The sequence below is a fragment of the Streptomyces sp. NPDC039430 genome (genome assembly GCF_055639435.1).
On record NZ_JBVKAK010000008.1, the window covers coordinates 120,447 to 142,997 of the forward strand.

The 22,551-nt window shown below is 72.3% G+C and carries 2 protein-coding genes (1 of these 2 cut by a window edge); both read right to left on the reverse strand.

Going from position 1 to position 22,551, the window contains the following annotated elements:
• On the reverse strand, positions 1–7,992 hold the start of the coding sequence (locus tag ACZ7LS_RS21215; protein WP_469448324.1) for a type I polyketide synthase. Its footprint begins 16,707 nt before the window's first position; the window shows 7,992 of its 24,699 coding nt (coding positions 1–7,992); its start codon is at positions 7,990–7,992; its stop codon lies off the left edge, out of view.
• Positions 7,989–22,520, reverse strand: coding sequence for a type I polyketide synthase (locus ACZ7LS_RS21220; protein ID WP_385130268.1), 14,532 nt, complete (start codon positions 22,518–22,520; stop codon positions 7,989–7,991). Before ACZ7LS_RS21220 ends, ACZ7LS_RS21215 begins: the two co-directional genes overlap by 4 nt.
• Positions 22,521–22,551: the final 31 nt, after the last annotated feature.

Here is a 22,551-nt window from a genome sequence, read left to right on the forward strand (position 1 = left end):
GGACAGTCTGGGCAGCACGGCGCTCAGCGGGTCGTCCGACGACACGTCCAGCGTACGGGCGAGATCGTCGAGGTCGCCTTCCTCCACGACCTCCCAGAACTGTGCCTCCACCGGCGACATCCGCTGGGCGCGCGCGTCGGCGGGCATGTCCAGCCAGTAGCGCTCGCGCTGGAACGCGTACGTCGGCAGGTCCACCCGCCGGGCCCCGCTGCCCGCGAAGTAGGCGGTCCAGTCGACCGCCACGCCGTGCGCGTGCAGCGCGGCGACCGTGGTGACGAGTGCGTTCTCCTCAGGCCTGTCCGCGCGCAGCGCCGGCAGGAACACCGCGTCGGGCGCCCCGCCGAGACCGAGAGCGGTCAGTGTCCCACCAGGACCGACCTCGACAAACACACCGGCGCCCTGCTCGCGCAGCGTCAGGATGGCGTCATGGAACCGTACGGATTCCCGTACGTGCCGCACCCAGTACTCCGGCGAGGACAGTTCCTCCGCGCTCGCCAGCCGGCCGGTCAGTGTCGACACGACCGGGATCTCGGGTGCCTCGTACGACACGCCTTCCAGGACCTGGCGGAACGCGTCGAGCATGGGCTCCATCAGCGGCGAGTGGAAGGCGTGGCTCACCCGCAGCCGCGTCACCTTCCGCCCCGCCTCACGCCACCGCTCCGCGACCGCCTCCACATCGGCGGTAACACCCGAGACGACCACCGACGACGGACCGTTCACCGCCGCGATGCCGACCGCCTCCGGCAGCTCAGGCGCGACCTCGGCCTCCGAGGCCTGGACCGCCACCATCGCACCGCCCTCGGGCAGCGCCTGCATCAGCGCACCACGCGCCGACACCACCTTCACCGCGTCCGCCAGCGACCACACACCCGCCACATGAGCCGCGGCCAGCTCACCGATCGAATGACCCGCCACCATGCCGGGCCGCACACCCCACGACTCCAGCAGCCGGAACAACGCGACCTCAACGGCGAACAGCGCCGGCTGTGTCACGCCCGTCTCGTTCAGCGCGTCGGCGTCCTCACCGAACAGCACCTCACGCACCCGCGGATCGAACTCACCCAGCACCGCGTCCAACGCTGCCGCGAACACCGGGAAACGCGCGGACAGTTCACGCCCCATACCCAGCCGCTGCGAGCCCTGACCCGAGAACAGGAAGCCCAGCATCCCGCTGACAACAGAGCCCGTCACCACACCCGCCGCCTGCCGGCCCTCGGCCAGCGCGGCCAGAGCGCTCAGCCCGGACTCCGCATCCTCCGCGACAACCACCGCACGCTGCTCGAACGACGCACGCGACGTCGCAAGAGAGAAACCGACATCCACACGGTCCAGACCGACCACACCCGAACGCAGCCGCTCAGCCTGGACCCGCAACGCCTCCGCACTCCGCGCCGACAGCACCCACGGCACCAGACCCACCGGCACCGACGCCACCACAGGAGCCGACTCCTCGGCCTCCGGAGCCTGCTCGATGATGGTGTGCGCGTTCGTACCACTGAATCCGAACGACGACACACCGAACCGGCGCGGCCGGTCGGTCTCCGGCCAGGAACGGGACTCGGTGAGGAGCGCGACATCCCCGGTCGACCAGTCGACCTGCGGGGTCGGCTCGTTCACGTGCAGCGTCCGCGGCAGCACACCGTGCCGCATCGCCATGACCATCTTGATCACACCGGCCACACCGGCCGCGGCCTGCGTGTGCCCGATGTTCGACTTCACCGAACCGAGCCACAACGGCTCACCACCGCGGTCCTGGCCGTACGTCGCCAGCAGCGCCTGCGCCTCGATCGGGTCACCCAGCGTCGTACCCGTACCGTGCGCCTCCAGAGCGTCCACATCGGACGCTGCCAGGCCCGCGCTGGCGAGCGCCTGGCGGATCACCCGCTGCTGCGACGGACCGTTCGGAGCCGTCAGACCGTTGGACGCACCGTCCTGGTTCACCGCGGAACCACGCACGACCGCCAGCACCTGATGCCCATTGCGCTGAGCGTCCGACAGCCGCTCCACGAGCAGCATGCCGACACCCTCACCCCAGCCGGTGCCGTCCGCGTCGGCGGAGAACGCCTTGCACCGGCCGTCCACCGACAGACCCCGCTGGCGGCTGAACTCGATGAAGGAGCCCGGCGTCGACATCACCGACACACCGCCGACCAGCCCCAGCTCACACTCACCCTTCTGCAGCGCCTGCACCGCAAGATGCAGCGCCACCAGCGACGACGAGCACGCCGTGTCCACCGTCACCGCAGGACCCTCAAGCCCGAACGTGTACGACAGCCGGCCGGAGATGACACTCGCCGAGATGCCGGTGCCCGCGTAGCCTTCGACGGTCTCCTGCGCGGCCAGCAACAGCGACGCGTAGTCCTGGCCGTTGGTGCCGACGAACACACCGGACCGGCTGCCCCGCAACGAATTCGGGTCGATACCCGCCCGCTCGAACGCCTCCCACGACGTCTCCAGCAACAACCGCTGCTGGGGGTCCATCGCCAGCGCCTCGCGCGGCGAGATCCCGAAGAATTCCGAGTCGAAGTCCGCCACCCGGTCGAGGAAGGCACCCATACGGCTGTAGCTGGTGCCCATGTGAGCGGGATCGGGGTCGTACAGCGCCTCCACGTCCCAGCCACGGTCGGCCGGGAACCCGGACACCGCGTCCCCGCCCTCGGCCACCAGACCCCACAGGTCCTCCGGCGACTCCACACCACCGGGGAAGCGGCAGCTCATACCGACGATCGCGATCGGCTCGTCGGTCACGGCGACGGCGGGGCCGTCGGTCACCGCGTCGAGTACGCCACCCAGCAGCTCAGCGCCAAGTCGCCCTGCCAGAACAGCGGGTGTCGGGTAGTCGAAGACCAGCGTGGCCGGCAGAGCCAGCTCAGTGGCGGCGTTGAGACGGTTGCGCAGCTCGACCGAGCTGAGCGAGTCGAAGCCCAGCTCCCTGAACGCCCGGTCGGGTGCGATGGCATGCGCGGAGCTGTGGCCGAGCACCACGGCCACATGGCCGAGCACGAGGTCCAGCAGCGCCTTCTCCCGCTCCCCGGCGCTCATGCCGGCCAGCGACCGCGCCAGCGCGGACCCGCCGACGGCGGACCCGGACTCGGCGGTCCTGCGTGCCGTACCGCGTACGAGACCGCGCAGCAGGTGCGGTACGGGGGCCGAACGCGCCCGCCGCTGCAACACGGTCAGATCCACCGGCACCGGCACCAGTGCGGCACGCCCCGTCGAACCCGCCGCGTCGAACAGCGCCAGACCCTCGGCCGAACCGAGCGGGATCATGCCTCCGCTGGTCATCCGCCGTATGTCGGCCTCGTCGAGCTCGCCGGTGATACCACTGGCCTCGGCCCACAGACCCCAGGCCAGCGACGTCGCCGCCAGACCGGCCGCCCGGCGGTGCTGCGCGAGAGCGTCCAGGAAGGCGTTCGCCGAGGCGTAGTTGCCCTGGCCGGCCCCGCCGAACACACCGGCGGCGGAGGAGAACAGCACGAACGCCGTGAGGTCCAGGTCGCGGGTGAGTTCGTGCAGGTGCCAGGCCGCGTCGACCTTCGGCCGGAACACACCATCGATCCGCTCAGGCGTCAGCGAGCCGATCGTGCCGTCGTCCAGGACACCCGCCGTATGTACGACAGCGGTCACAGTGTGCTCGGCCAGCAGCGCCGCCACCGCGTCGCGATCCGCCACGTCACACGCCGCGAGTACCACTTCAGCGCCCTGCGCGACGAGTTCGGCGCGCAGTTCCTCGGCGCCCTCGGCCGCGGCGCCGCGCCTGCTGACCAGCAGCAGGTCCCGTACGCCCCGCTCCGCGACGAGGTGCCGGGCGAGAAGGCCGCCCAATGTGCCCGTCGCACCCGTCACCAGCACCGCACCCGAACCGAACCCGGTGTCATCCACCACGGACTGCCGAACCCGCGCCATGCGCGGCGCACGGGCAGCACCCGAACGCACCGCCAACTGCGGCTCTCCCGTGGCCAGCACCGAAGGCAGCGCGTCGAGCGAGGCGCCCTCGTCGTCGGTATCGACCAGGACGATCCTGTCCGGGTTCTCCGACTGCGCGGAGCGCACCAGGCCCCACACCGCTGCCTGGGCGACGTCCCGTACATCCTCGTCGGGCAACGTGGCAATCGCACCACTGGTCACGATGGCCAGACGCGCCGCGTCGAACCGCTCGTCGGCGAGCCAGCTCTGCACCGCGTTCAGCGCCCAGTGCGCCGCCTCGTGCGCGCCGGCCACCGGGTCGGACACCGAGGTGACCGGGCACCGCAGAACGACGAAGTCGGGCAGTTCCACCGACCGCGCCGCCAGCGCCTCCAGATCGCTCCACTCGGTCGTCGGAGCGGCGCCGTCAGTTAAGGGCACCGGCACCCAGTCGATGCCGAACAGCGCGTCACCGCGGTCGTCACCGGTGAACTGTTCCGGCGAGACCGGGCGCAGCACCAGCGAGTCGATCGTGGCCACCGGAGCTCCCGCCCCGTCAGCGACCGCCAACGCCACCCCGTCCGCCCCGGCGGGCGACAACCGCACCCGCAGGACAGTCGCACCCGAGGCGTGCAGCCGCACACCCGACCACGCGAACGGCAACCCGCCGAGAGCGTCGGCGTCATCCATCAGCGCGACGCCATGCAGCGCCGCGTCCAGCAGCGCCGGATGCAGACCGAACCCGTCCGCACCCACACCGTCCGGCAGGGCCACCTCGGCAAACACCTCGTCACCCTTGCGCCACGCCGACCGCAGGCCCTGGAACACCGGTCCGTAGCCGAAGCCCAGCTCCGCCAGCCGGTCGTAGGCTCCGTCCGGGTCCACGGGCTGGGCCCCGGCCGGGGGCCACTCGGCCAGGGACGTCCCACCGGAGTGGCCGCCCTCGCGCAGCACGCCGGTGGCGTGCCGGGTCCATGAGCGGTCGTCGTCGCCCGTGCTGGAGTAGAGGGTCAGCTCGCGCCGGCCCGACTCGTCCTCGGCACCGACCCACACCTGCACCCGCACCGAGCCGTTCTCGGGCAGGACGAGCGGCGTCTCCAGCGTCAGCTCCTCGACCAGGTCGCAGCCGACCTGGTCGCCGGCCCTGATCGCCAGCTCAAGGAACGCCGTACCGGGCAGCAGGATCGAGCCCTGGACCAGGTAGTCGGCCAGCCACGGATGGGTCTGGACCGACAGCCGGCCGGTCAGCAGTACACCGTCCGTGTCACCCAAGGCAACCGTCGCACCCAGCAACGGGTGCTCCGCCGAACCGAGCCCGGCCGCCGAGACATCACCGATCAGCGGCAGCGCGTCCAGCCAGTAGCGCTCGCGCTGGAACGCGTACGTCGGCAGATCGATCCGCTGAGCCCCGCTGCCCGTGAAGTAGGCGGCCCAGTCCACGTGGACGCCTCGTACGTGTGCGTCCGCGATCGCGGCGGTGAGCGCCGACTCCTCCGGGCGGTCGGTACGCAGCACCGGCACGAACCCGGCGTCGGGTGCGGTCTCCTGGCCCAGCGCCGACAGCGTCCCACCGGGACCGACCTCGACAAACGTGGTCACGCCCTCGTCCCGCAGCGTGCTCACGGCGTCGGCGAACCGTACGGATTCCCGTACGTGCCGCACCCAGTACTCCGGCGAGGACAGCTCCTCGGCCGTCGCGTGCGCGCCCGTCAGTGTCGACACGATCGGAATCGCGGGTGCCTCGTACGACACGCCTTCCAGGACCTGGCGGAACGCGTCGAGCATCGGCTCCATCAGCGGCGAGTGGAAGGCGTGACTCACCCGCAGCCGCGTCACCTTCCGCCCCGCCTCACGCCACCGCTCCGCGACCGCCTCCACATCGGCGGTAACACCCGAGACGACCACCGACGACAAACCGTTCACCGCCGCGATGCCCACCGTCTCCGGCAGGTCCGCGGCGACCTCCGCCTCTGATGCCTGGACCGCCACCATCGCACCGCCGGACGGCAGCGCCTGCATCAACCCGGCACGCGCCGACACCACCTTCACCGCATCCGCCAGCGACCACACACCCGCCACATGAGCCGCGGCCAGCTCACCGATCGAATGACCCGCCACCATGCCGGGCCGCACACCCCACGACTCCAGCAGACGGAACAACGCCACCTCAACGGCGAACAACGCCGGCTGCGTCACACCCGTCTCGTTCAGCGCGTCCGCGTCCTCACCGAACAGCACCTCACGCACCCGCGGATCGAACTCACCCAGCACCGCGTCCAACGCTTCCGCGAACACCGGGAAACGCGCGGACAGTTCACGCCCCATACCCAGCCGCTGCGAGCCCTGACCCGAGAACAGGAAGCCCAGCATCCCGCTGACAACAGAGCCCGTCACCACACCCGCCGCCTGCCGGCCCTCGGCCAGCGCGGCCAGAGCGCTCAGCCCGGACTCCGCATCCTCCGCGACAACCACCGCACGCTGCTCGAACGACGCACGCGACGTCGCAAGAGAGAAACCGACATCCACACGGTCCAGACCGACCACACCCGAACGCAGCCGCTCAGCCTGGACCCGCAACGCCTCCGCACTCCGCGCCGACAACACCCACGGCACCAGACCCACCGGCACCGACGCCACCACAGGAGCCGGCTCCTCGGCCTCCGGAGCCTGCTCGATGATGGTGTGCGCGTTCGTACCACTCACGCCGAACGACGACACACCGAACCGGCGCGGCCGGTCGGTCTCCGGCCACGGCCGCGCCTCCGTCAGCAGCTCCACGGCGCCGGCGGACCAGTCCACGTGTGACGACGGTTCGGTGACGTGCAGCGTCCGCGGCAGCACGCCATTCCGCATCGCCATGACCATCTTGATCACACCGGCCACACCGGCCGCGGCCTGCGTGTGCCCGATGTTCGACTTCACCGAACCGAGCCACAACGGCTCACCACCGCGGTCCTGCCCGTACGTCGCCAGCAGCGCCTGCGCCTCGATCGGGTCACCCAGCGTCGTACCCGTACCGTGCGCCTCCAGAGCGTCCACATCGGACGGCGCCAGACCCGCACTCGCCAGCGCCTGGCGGATCACCCGCTGCTGCGACGGACCGTTCGGCGCCGTCAGACCGTTGGACGCGCCGTCCTGGTTCACCGCGGAACCACGCACGACCGCCAGCACCTGATGCCCATTGCGCTGGGCGTCCGACAGCCGCTCCACGAGCAGCATGCCGACACCCTCACCCCAGCCGGTGCCGTCGGCACTGTCGGAGAACGCCTTGCACCGGCCGTCCACCGACAGCCCGCGCTGGCGGCTGAACTCCACGAAGGAGCCCGGCGTGGTCATCACCGTCACACCGCCGACCAGCGCGAGCTCACACTCACCCTTGTGCAGCGCCTGAGCCGCCAGATGCAGCGCCACCAGCGACGACGAGCACGCCGTGTCCACCGTGACGGCGGGCCCCTCAAGGCCGAACGTGTACGACAGCCGGCCGGAGATGACACTCGCCGAGATACCGGTGCCTATGTATCCCTCGACGGTCTCCTGCGCGGCCAGCAACAGCGACGCGTAGTCCTGGCCGTTGGTGCCGACGAACACACCGGACCGGCTGCCCCGCAACGAGTTCGGGTCGATACCCGCCCGCTCGAACGCCTCCCACGACGTCTCCAGCAACAACCGCTGCTGGGGGTCCATCGCCAGCGCCTCGCGCGGCGAGATCCCGAAGAACTCCGAGTCGAAGTCCGCCACCCGGTCGAGGAAAGCACCCCTACGGCTGTAGGTGGTGCCCGAGCGGTCGGGGTCCGGGTCGTACAGCGACTCCACGTCCCAGCCACGGTCGGCCGGGAACCCCGACACCGCGTCCCCGCCCTCGGCCACCAGACGCCACAGGTCCTCCGGCGACCCCACACCACCGGGGAAACGGCAGCTCATACCGACGATCGCGATCGGCTCGCTGGCCTTCTCCTCGACCTCGCGAAGCCGTTGCTTGGTCTGCCGCAGATCCGCGGTCAGGCGCTTCAGGTAGTCGAGGACCTTGTCGTCATTCGACATATTCTTGCTAACCCCTCTTGGTGAGACTCGGGACCCGTGGATCAGGAGTTGCCGAGTTCCTCGTCGATGATGTCGAACACGTCGTCCAGCGTTGCCGAGTTCAGGTCGTCCACCGCGACCTCGGCCTCCTTGTCGTCCCATGTGGACAGGAGCGACCGAAGCCTCAGCCGGATGTCCCCGACCAGTGCGTCGTCCGGGTCGAGCTTGGAGATGTCGATCGTCAGCTTGTTCAGCTCGCTGAGCACCGCGGCGGCGGGTGTGCCGTGGCCGGCGAGCACCGTGGTCCGCAGGTGGGCCGCGAGCGCCGCCGGGTTCGGATGGTCGAAGACCAGGGTGGCGGGCAGTCGCGAGTCGACCTCGGCGTCGAGCCTGTTGCGCAGCTCCACGGCCGTGAGCGAGTCGAACCCGAGTTCCTTGAACGCCCGGTCCGCCTCGACGGTCTCCGGCCCCGCGAAGCCGAGCACGGCCGCGGTGTGGGTACGTACGAGGTGCACGAGCGCCCGGTCCTGCTCCGCCTCGGTGAGGCCCGCGAGCCGCTGGGTGAGCGGTACCGGCCCTGAGCCGTTGCCGGACCGTGCGGACCGGCGGGCGGGCGTGGGTACCAGACCGCGCAGCAGCGGCCGCACCTGGTCCGGGTGGGCCCGCAGCGCCGCCAGGTCGATCGCGGCGGGTACCGCGGTCGCGGCGCCGGTCGCGCGCGCCGCGTCGAACAGCGCCATGCCGTCCTCGGAGGACAGCGGGGCCATGCCGCCCCGCGCCATCCGCCGTACGTCGGCGTCGTCGAGGTGGCCGGTGATACCACTGGCCTCGGCCCACAGGCCCCAGGCCAGCGACGTCGCCGCCAGACCGGTGGCCCGGCGGTGTTGCGCGAGCGCGTCGAGGAATGTGTTGGCGGCCGCGTAGTTGCCCTGGCCGGGGCTGCCGAACACACCGGCGACGGCGGAGAACAGCACGAACGCCGTGAGGTCCGTCCCCCGGGTCAGCTCGTGCAGGTGCAGCGCGGCGTCGGCCTTGGGGCGGAACACCGCGTCGACGTGCTCCGGGGTCAGGGATTCGACCGTACCGTCGTCCAGCACGCCCGCCGTGTGGACGACGGCGGTCACGGGGTGCTCGGCCAGCAGCGCGGCGACCGCTGCGCGGTCGCTCACGTCGCAGGCCACGGCGGTGACCCGCGCGCCCAGTTCCGTCAGCTCCCGGCACAGTCCTTCGGCACCCGGTGTGGCCGCGCCGCGCCTGCCGGTCAGTACCAGGTCCCGGACTCCGTGGTGGGTGACGAGGTGCCGGGCGGTCAAGCCGCCGAGCATGCCGAAACCCCCGGTGATCAGCACCGTGCCGTCGGGGGCGAAGGCCGGCGGCTCGGGCGCGTCGGCCGCGATGGCGAGCGGTGCCAGCCTGGCCATCGAGGCGGCGCCGTTCCTGACCGCGACCTGCGGCTCCCCGGTCGCCACCGCGGCGGGCAGCCTGCGCAGCGACTTCTCCTGCCCGTCCACGTCGACCAGTACGAACCGCGCCGGGTGCTCCGACTGCGCCGACCGCACCAGGCCCCACGCGGGAGCGCGCACCAGGTCGGGCACGTCCTCGTCCGGCCCGGCCGCCACCGCGCCGCTGGTCAGCAGTACGAGCCGCGACGCGGCGAACCGGTCGTCCGCGAGCCACTTCTGGAGCAGTTCGAGGGTGAGGCGCGTCGCCTCGCGGGGGGTCGTCGCGCCCTCGCCCGGTGTCACGGCCACGAACCGGGGCACCGGCGCGCCGGCATCGACGGCTGCCAGCAGCGCGGCCAGGTCGTCGTGTTCGTCGACCGGTCCACCGGCCGCGGTGAGCGCGTGGGCCGGCCGGGCGGTGTCGCCGCCGAGCACCGCCCATGTGCCGCTGTCGGGAGCGGCGTCCGGCATCGGCACCCACTTCACCTCGAACAGCGAGTCGCGGTGGGCGGACCGCGCGAGGGTGAGCTGGTCGGCGGAGATGGGCCGCAGGGTCAGTTCGTCGACAGCGGCGACCGGCTCGCCGTGGCCGTCGGCGACCAGCACCGCGACGGCGTCCACGCCGACCGGTGTCAGCCGGACCCGCAGCTCGGTCGCGCCGGTCGCCAGCAGCCGCACTCCGGCCCACGAGAACGGGAGCCCTTCCGAACTCACCCCGAGCCCGATGACGTGCAGTGCGGCGTCCAGGAGAGCCGGGTGCAGGCCAAAGCCCTCGTCCGCGAGGCCGTCCGGCAGGACCACTTCGGCGAACACCTCGTCGCCCTTGCGCCAGGCCGCGCGCAGGCCCTGGAAGGCGGGGCCGTGGTCGAGGCCGGAGGCGGCGAGGGTGGCGTAGTGGCCGTCCAGTTCGACCGGTTCGGCCTCGCTCGGCGGCCAGGCGATGAGGTCGTCGGTGACGGGTTCCGCCTCGGCCGCCAGGGTGCCGGTGGCGTGGCGGGTCCAGTCTCCGCCTTCGTCCCCCCGGGAATCCACGGTGAAGGCCCGCTTGCCCGACGCGTCCGGCCCGTCGAGGCTGAGCCGCACCTGGACGCCGTCCCGCTCGGGCAGCACCAGGGGCACTCCGAGCACCAGGTCGTCCAGCGACGCGCAGCCGACGTGGTCGCCGGCGCGCAGTGCGAGGTCCGTGTAGGCCGCGCCGGGGAGCACCGCGGCGCCCAGGACGCGGTAGTCGGCGAGCCACGGGTGGGTCCGCGGGGACAGCCTGCCGCTGAACACCAGGCCCTCGGAGTCGGCGAGTTCGGTGACGGCGGCGAGCAGGGGGTGGTCCACCCGCCCCAGCCCGGCCGAGGTCACGTCGCCGGGCGCGGTGTGTGTCGTCGTGGGCCAGAAGCGCTCGTGCTGGAACGGGTACGTCGGCAGGTCCACCCGCCGTGCCCCGGACAGCTCCCACTCCACCCGGCCGCCGCGTACGAACAGTGTGCTCGCCGAGGTCATCAGCCGGGCCAGGCTCCCGTCCCCGCGCCGGGACGAGCCGACCACCACACCGTCGGCGCCGACCAGTTCGCCCAGGCCGGCGACCAGTACCGGGTGCGGGCTCACCTCGACGAAGGTCTTGAAGCCCTCCGCCACCAGGGCGGATACGGAGTCGGCGAACTCCACCGTCTGCCGCAGGCTCCGGTACCAGTAGGCGGCGTCCATCTCACGCGTGTCCAGCCATCCGCCGGTCAGCGGGGAGTAGTACGGCACGTCGCCGGAGCGCGGCGACACGTCCGCCAGCGCCTCCATGAGCCGCGTCTCGATCCGCTCGATGTGGTGGGAGTGCGGGGCGTAGTCCGCCAGGACCCGCCGTGCCCACACCCCTTCCTCGGCGCAGACCTCCACCAGTTCGTCGAGCGCGGCGATGTCGCCGGAGACGACGACCGAGGCGGGGCCGTTCACGACGCCGACCGCGAGTTGGCCGTCCCATCGCGTCAGCAGTTCCCGTACGGCGTCCACGCCGAGCGCGACCGACACCATGCCGCCCTGGCCGGACAGCGAGGCCAGGGCCTTGCTCCGTACGACGACGAGCCGCGTCGCGTCCTCCAGGGACAGGGCGCCCGCGACGCACGCGGCCGCGATCTCGCCCTGCGAGTGCCCCAGTACGCCGCTCGGCTCGACGCCCCATGACCGCCAGGTGGCGGCCAGCGACACCATCACCGCGAACAGGGCGGGCTGGACGACGTCCAGCCGCTCCATCAGGCCGGCATCGCCGATCGCGTCCAGCAGCGACCAGTCGACGAACTCGTCCAGTGCCTTCGCGCACTCCTCCATCCGCGTGCGGAACACCGGGGAGGACTCCAGCAGCTCCTGCGCCATGCCGACCCACTGGGAACCGTGGCCGGGGAACACGAACACCACGCCGGCGCCGGGGTTCTCCGCCACACCGGTCACGACGTTCGGCGCCTCACGGCCGTCGGCGAGCGCGGTGAGCCCGGAGAGGAACTCCTCCCGGTCCAGCCCCACCACCACGGCCCGGTGTTCGAACACCGTCCGGGACCGCAGGGAGTGGGCGACGTCGGCGACCGACGCGGCCGTCTCGTGCTCGCACTCCTCCCGGAGCCGGGACGCCTGTTCGCGCAGTGCCTCGCCGGACCGCGCCGACAACACCCAGGGCACGACACCCTGCTCGCCCGGCTCGGTCTCGGCCGGTGTCACCTCGGGGGCCTGCTCGATGATGGCGTGCGCGTTCGTCCCGCTGAACCCGAACGACGACACACCGGCCCGCCACGGCCGGTCCACGGCGGGCCACGCGCGCTGGTCGGTGAGCAGTTCCACCGCCCCGGCCGTCCAGTCGACGTGCGGCGACGGCTCGTCCACGTGCAGTGTCTTCGACAGCACACCGTGGCGCATCGCCATCACCATCTTGATCACACCGGCCACACCCGCGGCCGCCTGCGTGTGACCGATGTTCGACTTCACCGACCCCAGCCACAACGGCCGGTCGGCGGGCCGGTCCTGGCCGTACGTGGCCAGCAGGGCCTGCGCCTCGATCGGGTCGCCGAGCCTCGTACCGGTGCCGTGCGCCTCGACCGCGTCCACGTCGGACGGCGCCAGACCGGCACTCGCGAGCGCCTGCCGGATGACCCGCTGCTGCGAGGGGCCGTTCGGCGCGGTCAGGCCGTTGGACGCGCCGTCCTGGTTCACCGCGGAACCACGCACGACGGCGAGCACCGGATGCCCGTTGCGCTGGGCGTCCGACAGCCGCTCCACGAGCAGCATGCCGACGCCCTCACCCCAGCTCGTGCCGTCGGCGTCGGCGGAGAACGCCTTGCACCGGCCGTCCATCGACAGCCCGCGCTGGCGGCTGAACTCGATGAACGCGCCCGGCGTGGACATCACGGTGACACCGCCCGCCAGTGCCGACGAGCACTCGCCGGACCGCAGCGCCTGCACCGCCAGGTGCAGGGCGACCAGCGACGACGAGCACGCCGTGTCCACCGTCACCGCGGGACCTTCGAAGCCGAACGTGTAGGACAGCCGGCCGGAGGCCACGCTGGCCGCGTTGCCGGTCGCCATGTGACCGCCGACGTCCTCGGTGGCCTTGCCCAGCACCAGCCCGTAGTCCTGCGCGTTCGAGCCGACGAACACACCGACGCGCTCACCGCGCAGCGACTCCGGGTCGACTCCCGCCCGTTCCAGCAGTTCCCAGGAGGTCTCCAGCAGCAGCCGCTGCTGCGGGTCCATCGCCAGCGCCTCACGCGGCGAGATCCCGAAGAAACGTGCGTCGAACCCGCTGACATCCGACAAGAACGCGCCCGAACGAAGGTACGTGGTCCCCACCGCGTCCGGGTCCGGGTCGTACAGCGCCTCCACGTCCCAGCCGCGGTCCGCCGGGAACTCCGACACGGCGTCCCCGCCCGCCAGCAGTACGTCCCACAGGTCCTCCGGGCTCGACACACCGCCGGGGAAGCGGCACGCCATCGACACGATCGCGATCGGCTCGTCGGTCACACCGGAGACGGCGACCGGAGCGGAAGGGGTGACAACGCCCACACCGGACAGCTCGGTCCGCAGATAGGCGGCGAGTACGGCGGCCGTCGGGTAGTCGAAGACGAGCGTCGCGGGGAGCGCGACGCCGGTGGCCTCGCTGAGCCGCGTACGCAGTTCCACCGCCGTCAGCGAGTCGAATCCCAGCTCCTTGAAGGCACGGGTCGCGGAGAACGCGTCGGCGGACACGTGACCGAGCACGGCGGCAGCCTCGTACCGGACCAGTTCGGTGAGCTGCCGCTCCTGCTCGGCCTCGTCCAGGCCGGCGAGTTGCTGAGCGAGCGCCGACATGCCCTGCTCCGCCGGAGCGGCCTCGAACGCAGCGCGCACCTCGGGCAGTTCACCCAGCAGCGAGCTGGGCCGCTGCGACATGAAGGTGCCCGCGAACCGCTCCCAGTCGACATCGGCGACGACGACGTTCCCGTCACCGCGTTCCAGCGCCGTGGCCAGACCCGCGATGGCCCCGGCCGGAGCCATCGTCGACAGGCCCCAGCGGTGCAGCAGCGTGGCCTGCTCGGCGGTCGCCACCATGCCGCCGCCGCCCCAGGGGCCCCAGGCGACCGCCGTGGCGGGCAGACCGGCAGCCCTGCGGTGGTCGGCGAGGGCGTCCAGGTAGGCGTTGGCGGCCGCGTACGCGCCCTGCCCGCTGCTGCCCCACACACCGGCGATGGACGAGAACAGTACGAACGCGTCCAACGGCGTGTCGCCCAGCAGGTCATGGAGATTCCTCGCGCCGTCGGCCTTGGCCGCCAGCACATCGGCGAGGTCGTCCCGGTCGAGGTCGGCGAGGGCGGCCGAGCGCTCGATGCCCGCCGCGTGCACGACCGCGGTGAGCGACGGGATGCTCTCCAGCAGCGCCGCGACGGACTCCCGGTCGGCCATGTCACAGGAGGCGAAGGTGACGTCCGCGCCCAACTCGGTCAGCTCGGACTCCAGTTCCCCCGCGCCCTCGGCGGCCCGGCCACGCCGGCCCGCCAGCACGATGTGCTCGGCCCCGTGCGCCGCCAGCCAGCGCGCCACGTGACCACCCAGGGCACCGAGACCACCGGTGACCAGGACCGTCCCGCGCGGCGTCCAGCCGGCGCCGGAGAGGGCCGCACTCAGCGGCGCGGGCACCAGCCTGCGGCCGAGGATCCCGCCGCCGCGTACGGCGACCTGGTCCTCCCCGGCCGTTCCGGCGAGCACCGAGGCCAGCAGATCACCGGTCGCCTCGTCCCGCACATCCGGCAGGTCCACCAGACCACCCCAACGACCCGGGTGCTCCAGCGCCGCCACCCGGCCCAGACCCCACAGCATCGACTGCTCGAACCCGGCAACCACGTCATCCGCGCCCACCGACACCGCACCCGACGTCACACACCACAACGGCGCCGGCACATCCGCGTCACCCAACGCGCGCAGCAGACCGATCGTGGCCGCCACACCCACGTCCGCGAATCCCAGCAGCGAGACCACACCACTGGGAGCGGGCAGGTCGGTCAGCGGCCCCGCCCAGTCGTCGGTTTCCGGATCCACGTCCAGGACGCGCACGTCCGCACCGTTCCGGGCCAGCGCGTCACGGACCCACTCCGCGCGGTCCTCACCGGACGGCGCGACGACCAGCCAGGCACCGTCCAGCCGCCGGCTTCCAGCGGTTATCCGCCGCCAGTCGACGCGGTAGCGCCAGCCATCAGCGATGGAACGGTCCCTCTGCTCCCTGCGCCACGCGGACAGCCGGGGCAGCACCTCGCTCAGCGGATCGTCCGACGACACGTCCAGCGTACGGGCGAGATCATCGAGGTCACCTCCCTCGACGACCTCCCAGAACCGCGCCTCCACCGGCGACATCCGCTGGGCGCCGTCATCGACGGCGAGAGCGTCCAGCCAGTAGCGCTCGCGCTGGAACGCGTACGTCGGCAGGACCACCCGTCGTGTGCCACGACCGGCGAAGAACACCTCCCAGTCCACCCGGACGCCGCGTACGTGCAGCTGTCCCGCGGCTGTCGTGGCGGCCACCGCCTCCGGCCGGTCACCACGCAGCACGGGTACGAAGGCCGCGTCGGGCGCGGACTCCTGGCCCAGCGCCGACAGCGTCCCACCAGGACCGACCTCGACAAACGTGCCTACACCCTCGCTCACGAGCGTGCCCACCGCATCGGCGAACCGCACCGACTCCCGTACGTGCCGCACCCAGTACTCCGGCGAGGACAACTCCTCGGCGCTCGCCGGCCGGCCCGTCAGCGTCGACACGATCGGGATCTCGGGTTCACCGAACTCGATGCCCCCGACCACCGCGCGGAACGCGTCGAGCATCGGCTCCATCAGCGGCGAGTGGAACGCATGGCTCACCCGGAGCCGCGTCACCTTCCGGCCCGCCTCGCGCCACAGCTCCGCCAGCACGTCCACGTCGGCGGCGACACCCGAGACGACCACCGAGTTCGGACCGTTGACCGCGGCGATACCCACCGTCTCCGGCAGGTCCGGCGCGATCTCGGCCTCCGAGGACTGGACCGCCACCATCGCACCGCCCTCGGGCAGCGCCTGCATCAGCGCACCACGCGCCGACACCACCTTCACCGCGTCCGCCAGCGACCACAGACCGGACACATGAGCCGCGGCCAGCTCACCGATCGAGTGGCCCGCCAGCATGTCGGGCCGCACACCCCACGACTCCAGCAGCCGGAACAGGGCGACCTCAACGGCGAACAGCGCCGGCTGCGTCACGCCCGTCTCGTTCAGCGCGTCGGCGTCCTCACCGAACAGCACCTCGCGCACCCTCGGGTCGAACGCACCCAGTACGGCATCCAGTGCCTCGGCGAACACCGGGAAACGGGCGGCCAGCTCGCGGCCCATGCCCAGCTTCTGCGAGCCCTGACCCGAGAACAGGAAACCCAGCCGGTCCGGCGCCGCCTCGCCCACCACAACGCCTGGACCGCCGCGCCCTTCGGCGACAGCGCCCAGAGCCGACCGGAACGCGGCGGGCTCCGCCGCGACAATCACCGCGCGGTGCTCCAGCGCCGCGCGCGAGAACGCCAGCGTGCGGCCCACGTCGGCCACGGACAGATCCGACGCTTCTTCCACAGACGCGTCGACGGACGCATCAACAAACGCCGCGAGCCGCGCGGCCTGCTCCCGCAATGCCTGGGGGCTCTTCGCCGACACCAGCCACGGGACGATCGTCCCGGCGGGCAACGGCTCGGGGACTTCCTCCCGCTCCACCGCGGGGGCCTGCTCGATGATGGTGTGCGCGTTCGTCCCGCTGAACCCGAACGACGACACACCCGCCCGCCACGGCTGACCGGTCTCCGGCCACGGCCGCGCCTCCGTCAGCAGCTCCACCGCACCCGCGGACCAGTCCACGTGCGGCGACGGCTCGTCCGCGTGGAGGGTGCGCGGCAGCACACCGTGCCGCATCGCCATGACCATCTTGATCACACCGGCCACACCGGCCGCGGCCTGCGTGTGGCCGATGTTCGACTTCACCGACCCCAGCAGCAACGGCCGGTCGGCGGGCCGGTCCTGGCCGTACGTGGCCAGCAGGGCCTGCGCCTCGATCGGGTCACCCAGCGTCGTGCCGGTGCCGTGCGCCTCGACGGCGTCGACGTCGGACGGCGCGAGGCCCGCGGCCGCCTGCGCGGCCCGGATCACCCGCTGCTGCGACGGACCGTTCGGCGCGGTCAGACCGTTGGACGCGCCGTCCTGGTTCACCGCGGAACCGCGCACGACGGCGAGCACCTGGTGGCCGTTGCGCTGGGCGTCGGACAGCCGCTCGACGAGCAGCATCCCGATGCCCTCGCCCCAGCCCGTACCGTCCGCGTCCGCCCCGAACGCCTTGCACCGGCCGTCCACCGACAGTCCGCGCTGCTTGCTGAACTCCACGAACGCGGCGGGCGTCGACATCACGGTCACGCCACCCGCCAGCGCCAGCTCGCACTCGCCCTTGTGCAGCGCCTGCACCGCCAGATGCAGCGCCACCAGCGACGACGAGCACGCCGTGTCCACCGTCACGGCCGGGCCCTCAAGGCCGTATGTGTAGGACAGCCGGCCGGAGATGACACTCGCCGCGCTGCCGGTGCCGAAGTAGCCCTCGACGCTCTCCGGCGCGGCCATCATCAGCGTCGTGTAGTCCTGGCCGTTGGTGCCGACGAACACACCGGAGCGGCTGCCCCGCAACGAGTTCGGGTCGATGCCCGCGCGCTCGAACGCCTCCCACGACGTCTCCAGCAGCAGTCGCTGCTGCGGATCCATCGCCAGCGCCTCGCGCGGCGAGATCCCGAAGAACGCCGGGTCGAAGTCCGCCACCCGGTCGAGGAAAGCGCCCATGCGGGTGTACGACGTGCCGACACGGGCGGCCTCCGGGTCGTACAGCGCCTCCACGTCCCAGCCTCGGTCGGCCGGGAACTCCGACACCGCGTCGCCGCCCGACAGGAGTACGTCCCACAGGTCCTCCGGCGATTCGACCCCGCCGGGGAACCGGCACGCCATCGCCACGATCGCGATCGGCTCGTCGGTCACACCGGAGACGGCGACCGGAGCGGAGGCGGTGGGGGCCCCGACCACACCGGACAGCTCGGTCCGCAGATAGGCCGCGAGCGCCCCGGCCGTCGGGTAGTCGAACACCACGGTCGCGGGCAGGGCGACGCCGGTGGCCTCGCTGAGCCGGGCGCGCAGCTCCACCGCCGTCAGCGAGTCGAAGCCCAGCTCCCTGAAGGCGCGCGTCGCGGAGAACGCGGCGGTGGACACATGGCCGAGTACAGCGGCAGCCTCGTACCGGACCAGCTCGGTGAGCTCCCGCTCCTGCTCGGCCTCGTCCAGGCCCGCGAGCCGCTGGGCGAGGGCCGACGTACCGCCGTCCGCCGCCGGAGCGGTGTCGAACGCGGCGCGGACCTCCGGCAGTTCACGCAGCAGCCGGCTCGGCCGCCGTGCCATGAAGGTGCCCGCGAACCGGGACCAGTCGACATCGGCGATGGTGACCTTCGCGTCACCGTGTTCGACGGCCGTGCCGAGTCCGGCGAGCGCCGCCTCAGGGGCCATCGTGGTCAGGCCCCTGCGCTGGAGGTGTGCGGCCTGCCCGGAGTCCGCGACCATGCCGCCGCCGCCCCACGGGCCCCACGCGACCGCCGTGGCGGGCAGACCCGCCGCCCTGCGGTGGTCGGCGAGGGCGTCCAGGTAGGCGTTGGCCGCGCCGTAGGCGGCCTGGCCACCACTGCCCCACACACCGGCGATGGACGAGAACAGTACGAACGCGTCCAACGGCGTGCCGGCCAGGAGTTCGTGCAGGTTCCTGGCGCTGTCGGCCTTGGCCGCCAGCACATCGGCGACGTCGGTGAGGTCGTCGGGGTCGAGGTCGGCGAGAGTCGCCGAGCGTTCGATGCCCGCCGTGTGGAAGACGGCGGTGAGTGACGGGATGCTCTCCAGCAGCGCCGCGACGGACTCCCGGTCGGCCATGTCACAGGAGGCGAAGGTGACGTCCGCGCCCAACTCGGTCAGCTCGGACTCCAGTTCTCCCGTACCCTCGGCGGCCCGGCCACGCCGGCTCGCCAGCACGATGTGCTCGGCCCCGTGCGCCGCCAGCCAGCGTGCCACCCGGCCGCCGAGGGCGCCCGTACCGCCGGTGACCAGGACCGTGCCACGCGGCGACCAGCCCTCCCCGGAAACTTCGCCCAGCGGCGCGGGCACCAGCCTGCGGCCGAGGATCGCGCCGCCGCGTATGGCGACCTGGTCCTCGCCGGCCGTTCCGGCGAGCACGGAGGCAAGGAGGTCCCCGGTCGCCTCGTCCCGCACGTCCGGCAGATCGACCAGGCCGCCCCAGCGGTCGGGGTGCTCCAGCGCGGCCACTCGGCCCAGGCCCCACAGCATCGACTGCTCGAACCCGGCGACCGTGTCATCCGCGCCCGCCGAGACCGCGCCCGACGTCACACACCACAACGGCGCCGGCTTTTCGGCGTCGCCCAGCGCGCGCAGCAGACCGATCGTGGCCGCCACACCCACGGGCACAACCGAACCGCCCGCGCCCGCGAGCCCCAACAGCGACACCACACCGCTGAGCGCGGGTGACTCCGCCAACTGCCCGGCCCAGTCCACGCTTTCCGGATCCACGTGCAGGACCCGCACGTCCGCACCGTTCCGGACCAAAGTGTCGCGAACCCACTCGGCGCGCGCCTCACCAGTCGGCGCGACCACCAGCCAGGCACCGTCCAGCTGCCGGCTCCCGGCGGTCACCGGCAGCCAGTCGACCCGGTACCGCCAGTCGTCGGCGGCGGACCGGTCCCGCTGCTTCCTGCGCCAGGCGGAGAGCCGGGGCAGCACGGCGCTCAGCGGATCGTCGGGCGACACATCAAGCGTGCGGGCGAGATCAGCGGGATCGCCCTCCTCCACGGCCTCCCAGAACCGTGCCTCCACCGGCGACATGCGCTCGACGGCCTCGTCGTCGGCCGGAGCCTCCAGCCAGTAACGCTCACGCTGGAACGCGTACGTCGGCAGATCCACCCGCCGCGCGCCGCTGTCGTCGAAACAGGCGGCCAGGTTCACCGAGACGCCGCGCACGTGCAGTTGGCCGACGGCGGTGGTCAGTGCGACCAGCTCGGGCCGGTCGCCGCGCAGGGCGGGTACGAAGGCGGCCTCCGGGGCGGTGTACTGCCCGAGACCGGACAGCACCCCGCCGGGACCGATCTCCAGGAAGACATCGACGCCCCGCTCGCGCAGCGCCACGACCGCGTCGTGGAACCGTACGGACCCGCGTACGTGCCGCACCCAGTACTCCGGCGAGGCGAGCTCCTCGGCGCTCGCCTGCGCGCCGGTCAGCGTCGACACGATCGGGATCGCGGGCGTCCCGTACGACACGCCTTCCAGGACCTGGCGGAACGCGTCGAGCATCGGCTCCATCAGCGGCGAGTGGAAGGCGTGGCTCACCCGCAGGCGCGTCACCTTGCGCCCCGCCTCGCGCCAGCGCTCGGCGACCGCCTCGGCGTCGGCGGCGTCACCGGAGACGACCACCGAGTTCGGGCCGTTGACCGCGGCGATACCCACCGTCTCCGGCAGATCCGCGGCGACCTCGGCCTCGGTCGCCTGGATGGCCACCATCGCACCACCGGACGGCAGCGCCTGCATCAACCCGGCACGCGCCGACACCACCTTGGCGGCATCCGCCAGCGACCACACACCCGACACGTGGGCCGCGGCCAGCTCACCGATCGAATGACCGGCCAGCACATCCGGCCGCACACCCCACGACTCCAGCAGACGGAACAACGCCACTTCCACCGCGAACAGCGCCGGCTGCGTCACCCCCGTCTCGTTCAGCGCGTCGGCGTCCTCGCCCACCAGGACCTCGCGGACCTCCGGGCCGAACTCCGCCAGTACGGCGTCCAGCGCTTCCGCGAACACCGGGAAACGCGCGGACAGTTCACGCCCCATACCGAGCCGCTGCGAGCCCTGACCCGAGAACAGGAAACCGAGTCGATGCGGCGTCGCCTCACCCACCGCGACGCCTGGACCACCACGCCCCTCGGCGAGAGCGGCGAGCCGGTCGGTGGTGGTGGCCCGGTCCTCGGCCAGCAGTACGGCGCGGTGCTCGAACACGCTCCGTGTCGTGGCCAGCGAGAAGCCGACCCCCACCGGGTCGAAGCCGTCGGAAGCCTCCACGGCGGACAGGAGGCGGTCCGCCTGCGCGCGCAGCGCGTCGGGGGTGCGGGCGGACAGCACCCACGGCGCGACAGGGGTGACCCGCGGGTCGGCGTCCGCGGTGGACGGCTCGTCGTCGGCGGGCGGCTCCTCCAGGATGACGTGGGCGTTCGTCCCACTCACGCCGAACGAGGACACACCGGCGCGGCGCGGTTCGCCGGTCTCCGGCCACGGCTGTCCCTCGGTCAGCAGCGCCACGGTGCCCACCGACCAGTCGACGTGGCTGCTCGGCTCGTCGACGTGCAGGGTCTTGGGCAGCACCCCGTGCCGCATCGCCATGACCATCTTGATGATGCCGCCGACCCCGGCCGCCGCCTGGGCGTGGCCGATGTTCGACTTCAGCGACCCCAGCCACAGCGGCCGCTCGGCGTCCCGCTCGGCGCCGTAGGTCGCGATGAGGGCCTGCGCCTCGATCGGGTCGCCGAGCGTGGTGCCGGTGCCGTGTGCCTCGACCGCGTCCACCTGCTCGGGGGTGAGCCGTGCGCTCGCCAGCGCCTGACGGATCACCGCCTGCTGGGAGGGTCCGTTGGGCGCGGTCAGGCCGTTGGACGCGCCGTCCTGGTTCACCGCGGAACCGCGCACGACGGCCAGCACGCGGTGGCCGTTGCGGCGGGCGTCGGACAGCCGCTCCACGAGCAGCATCCCGACGCCCTCGCCCCAGCCGGTGCCGTCGGCACTGTCCGAGAACGCCTTGCAGCGGCCGTCCACGGACAGGGCGCGCTGCCTGCTGTACTCGACGAAGGTGCGCGGTGTGGACATGAACGTGGCGCCGCCGGCGAGCGCGAGCGAGCACTCCTCGCGGCGCAGCGCGACCATCGCGAGGTGCAGGGCGACCAGTGACGACGAGCATGCCGTGTCCACCGTCACGGCGGGCCCGACGAGGCCGAGCGTGTAGGCGATCCGGCCGGAGGCGATGCTGCCCGCGCTGCCGTTGGCGAGGAAGCCCTCGAATCCCTCGGGCGCCTGCGACATCCGCGTCGCGTAGTCGTTGTACATGACGCCCGCGAACACACCGGTCCTGGTGTCCCTGGCCTGTACGGGGTCGATGCCCGCGCGCTCGAAGGCCTCCCAGGAGGTCTCCAGCAGCAGTCGCTGCTGCGGGTCGGTCGCCAGCGCCTCGCGCGGTGAGATCCCGAAGAACGCCGGGTCGAAGCCCGTGGCGCCCTGGAGGAATCCGCCGTGCCGGGTGATCGACGTGCCGACGTGATCGGGGTCGGGGTTGTGGAGCGCGTCGGTGTCCCAGCCGCGGTCGGCCGGGAACTCCACGACGGCGTCCCCGCCGTCGGCCAGCAGCCGCCACAGGTCTTCCGGCGACTCGACACCACCGGGATAGCGGCAGCTCATCCCGATGATCGCGATGGGCTCGTTCTCCCGCTCCTCGACCTCGCGCAGACGCCGGCGTGTGGTGCGCAGGTCGGTGGTGGCCCGCTTGAGGTAGTCGCGGAGCTTGTCCTCGTTCTCCATCTGGCGTGCGCTCCTTACAGCGGTGGGGGCG

What these genes read in the sequence shown, in the direction of transcription:
- ACZ7LS_RS21220 (WP_385130268.1), bottom strand. Translation starts at nt 22,520, where the DNA reads ATGGAGAACGAGGACAAGCTCCGCGACTACCTCAAGCGGGCCACCACC.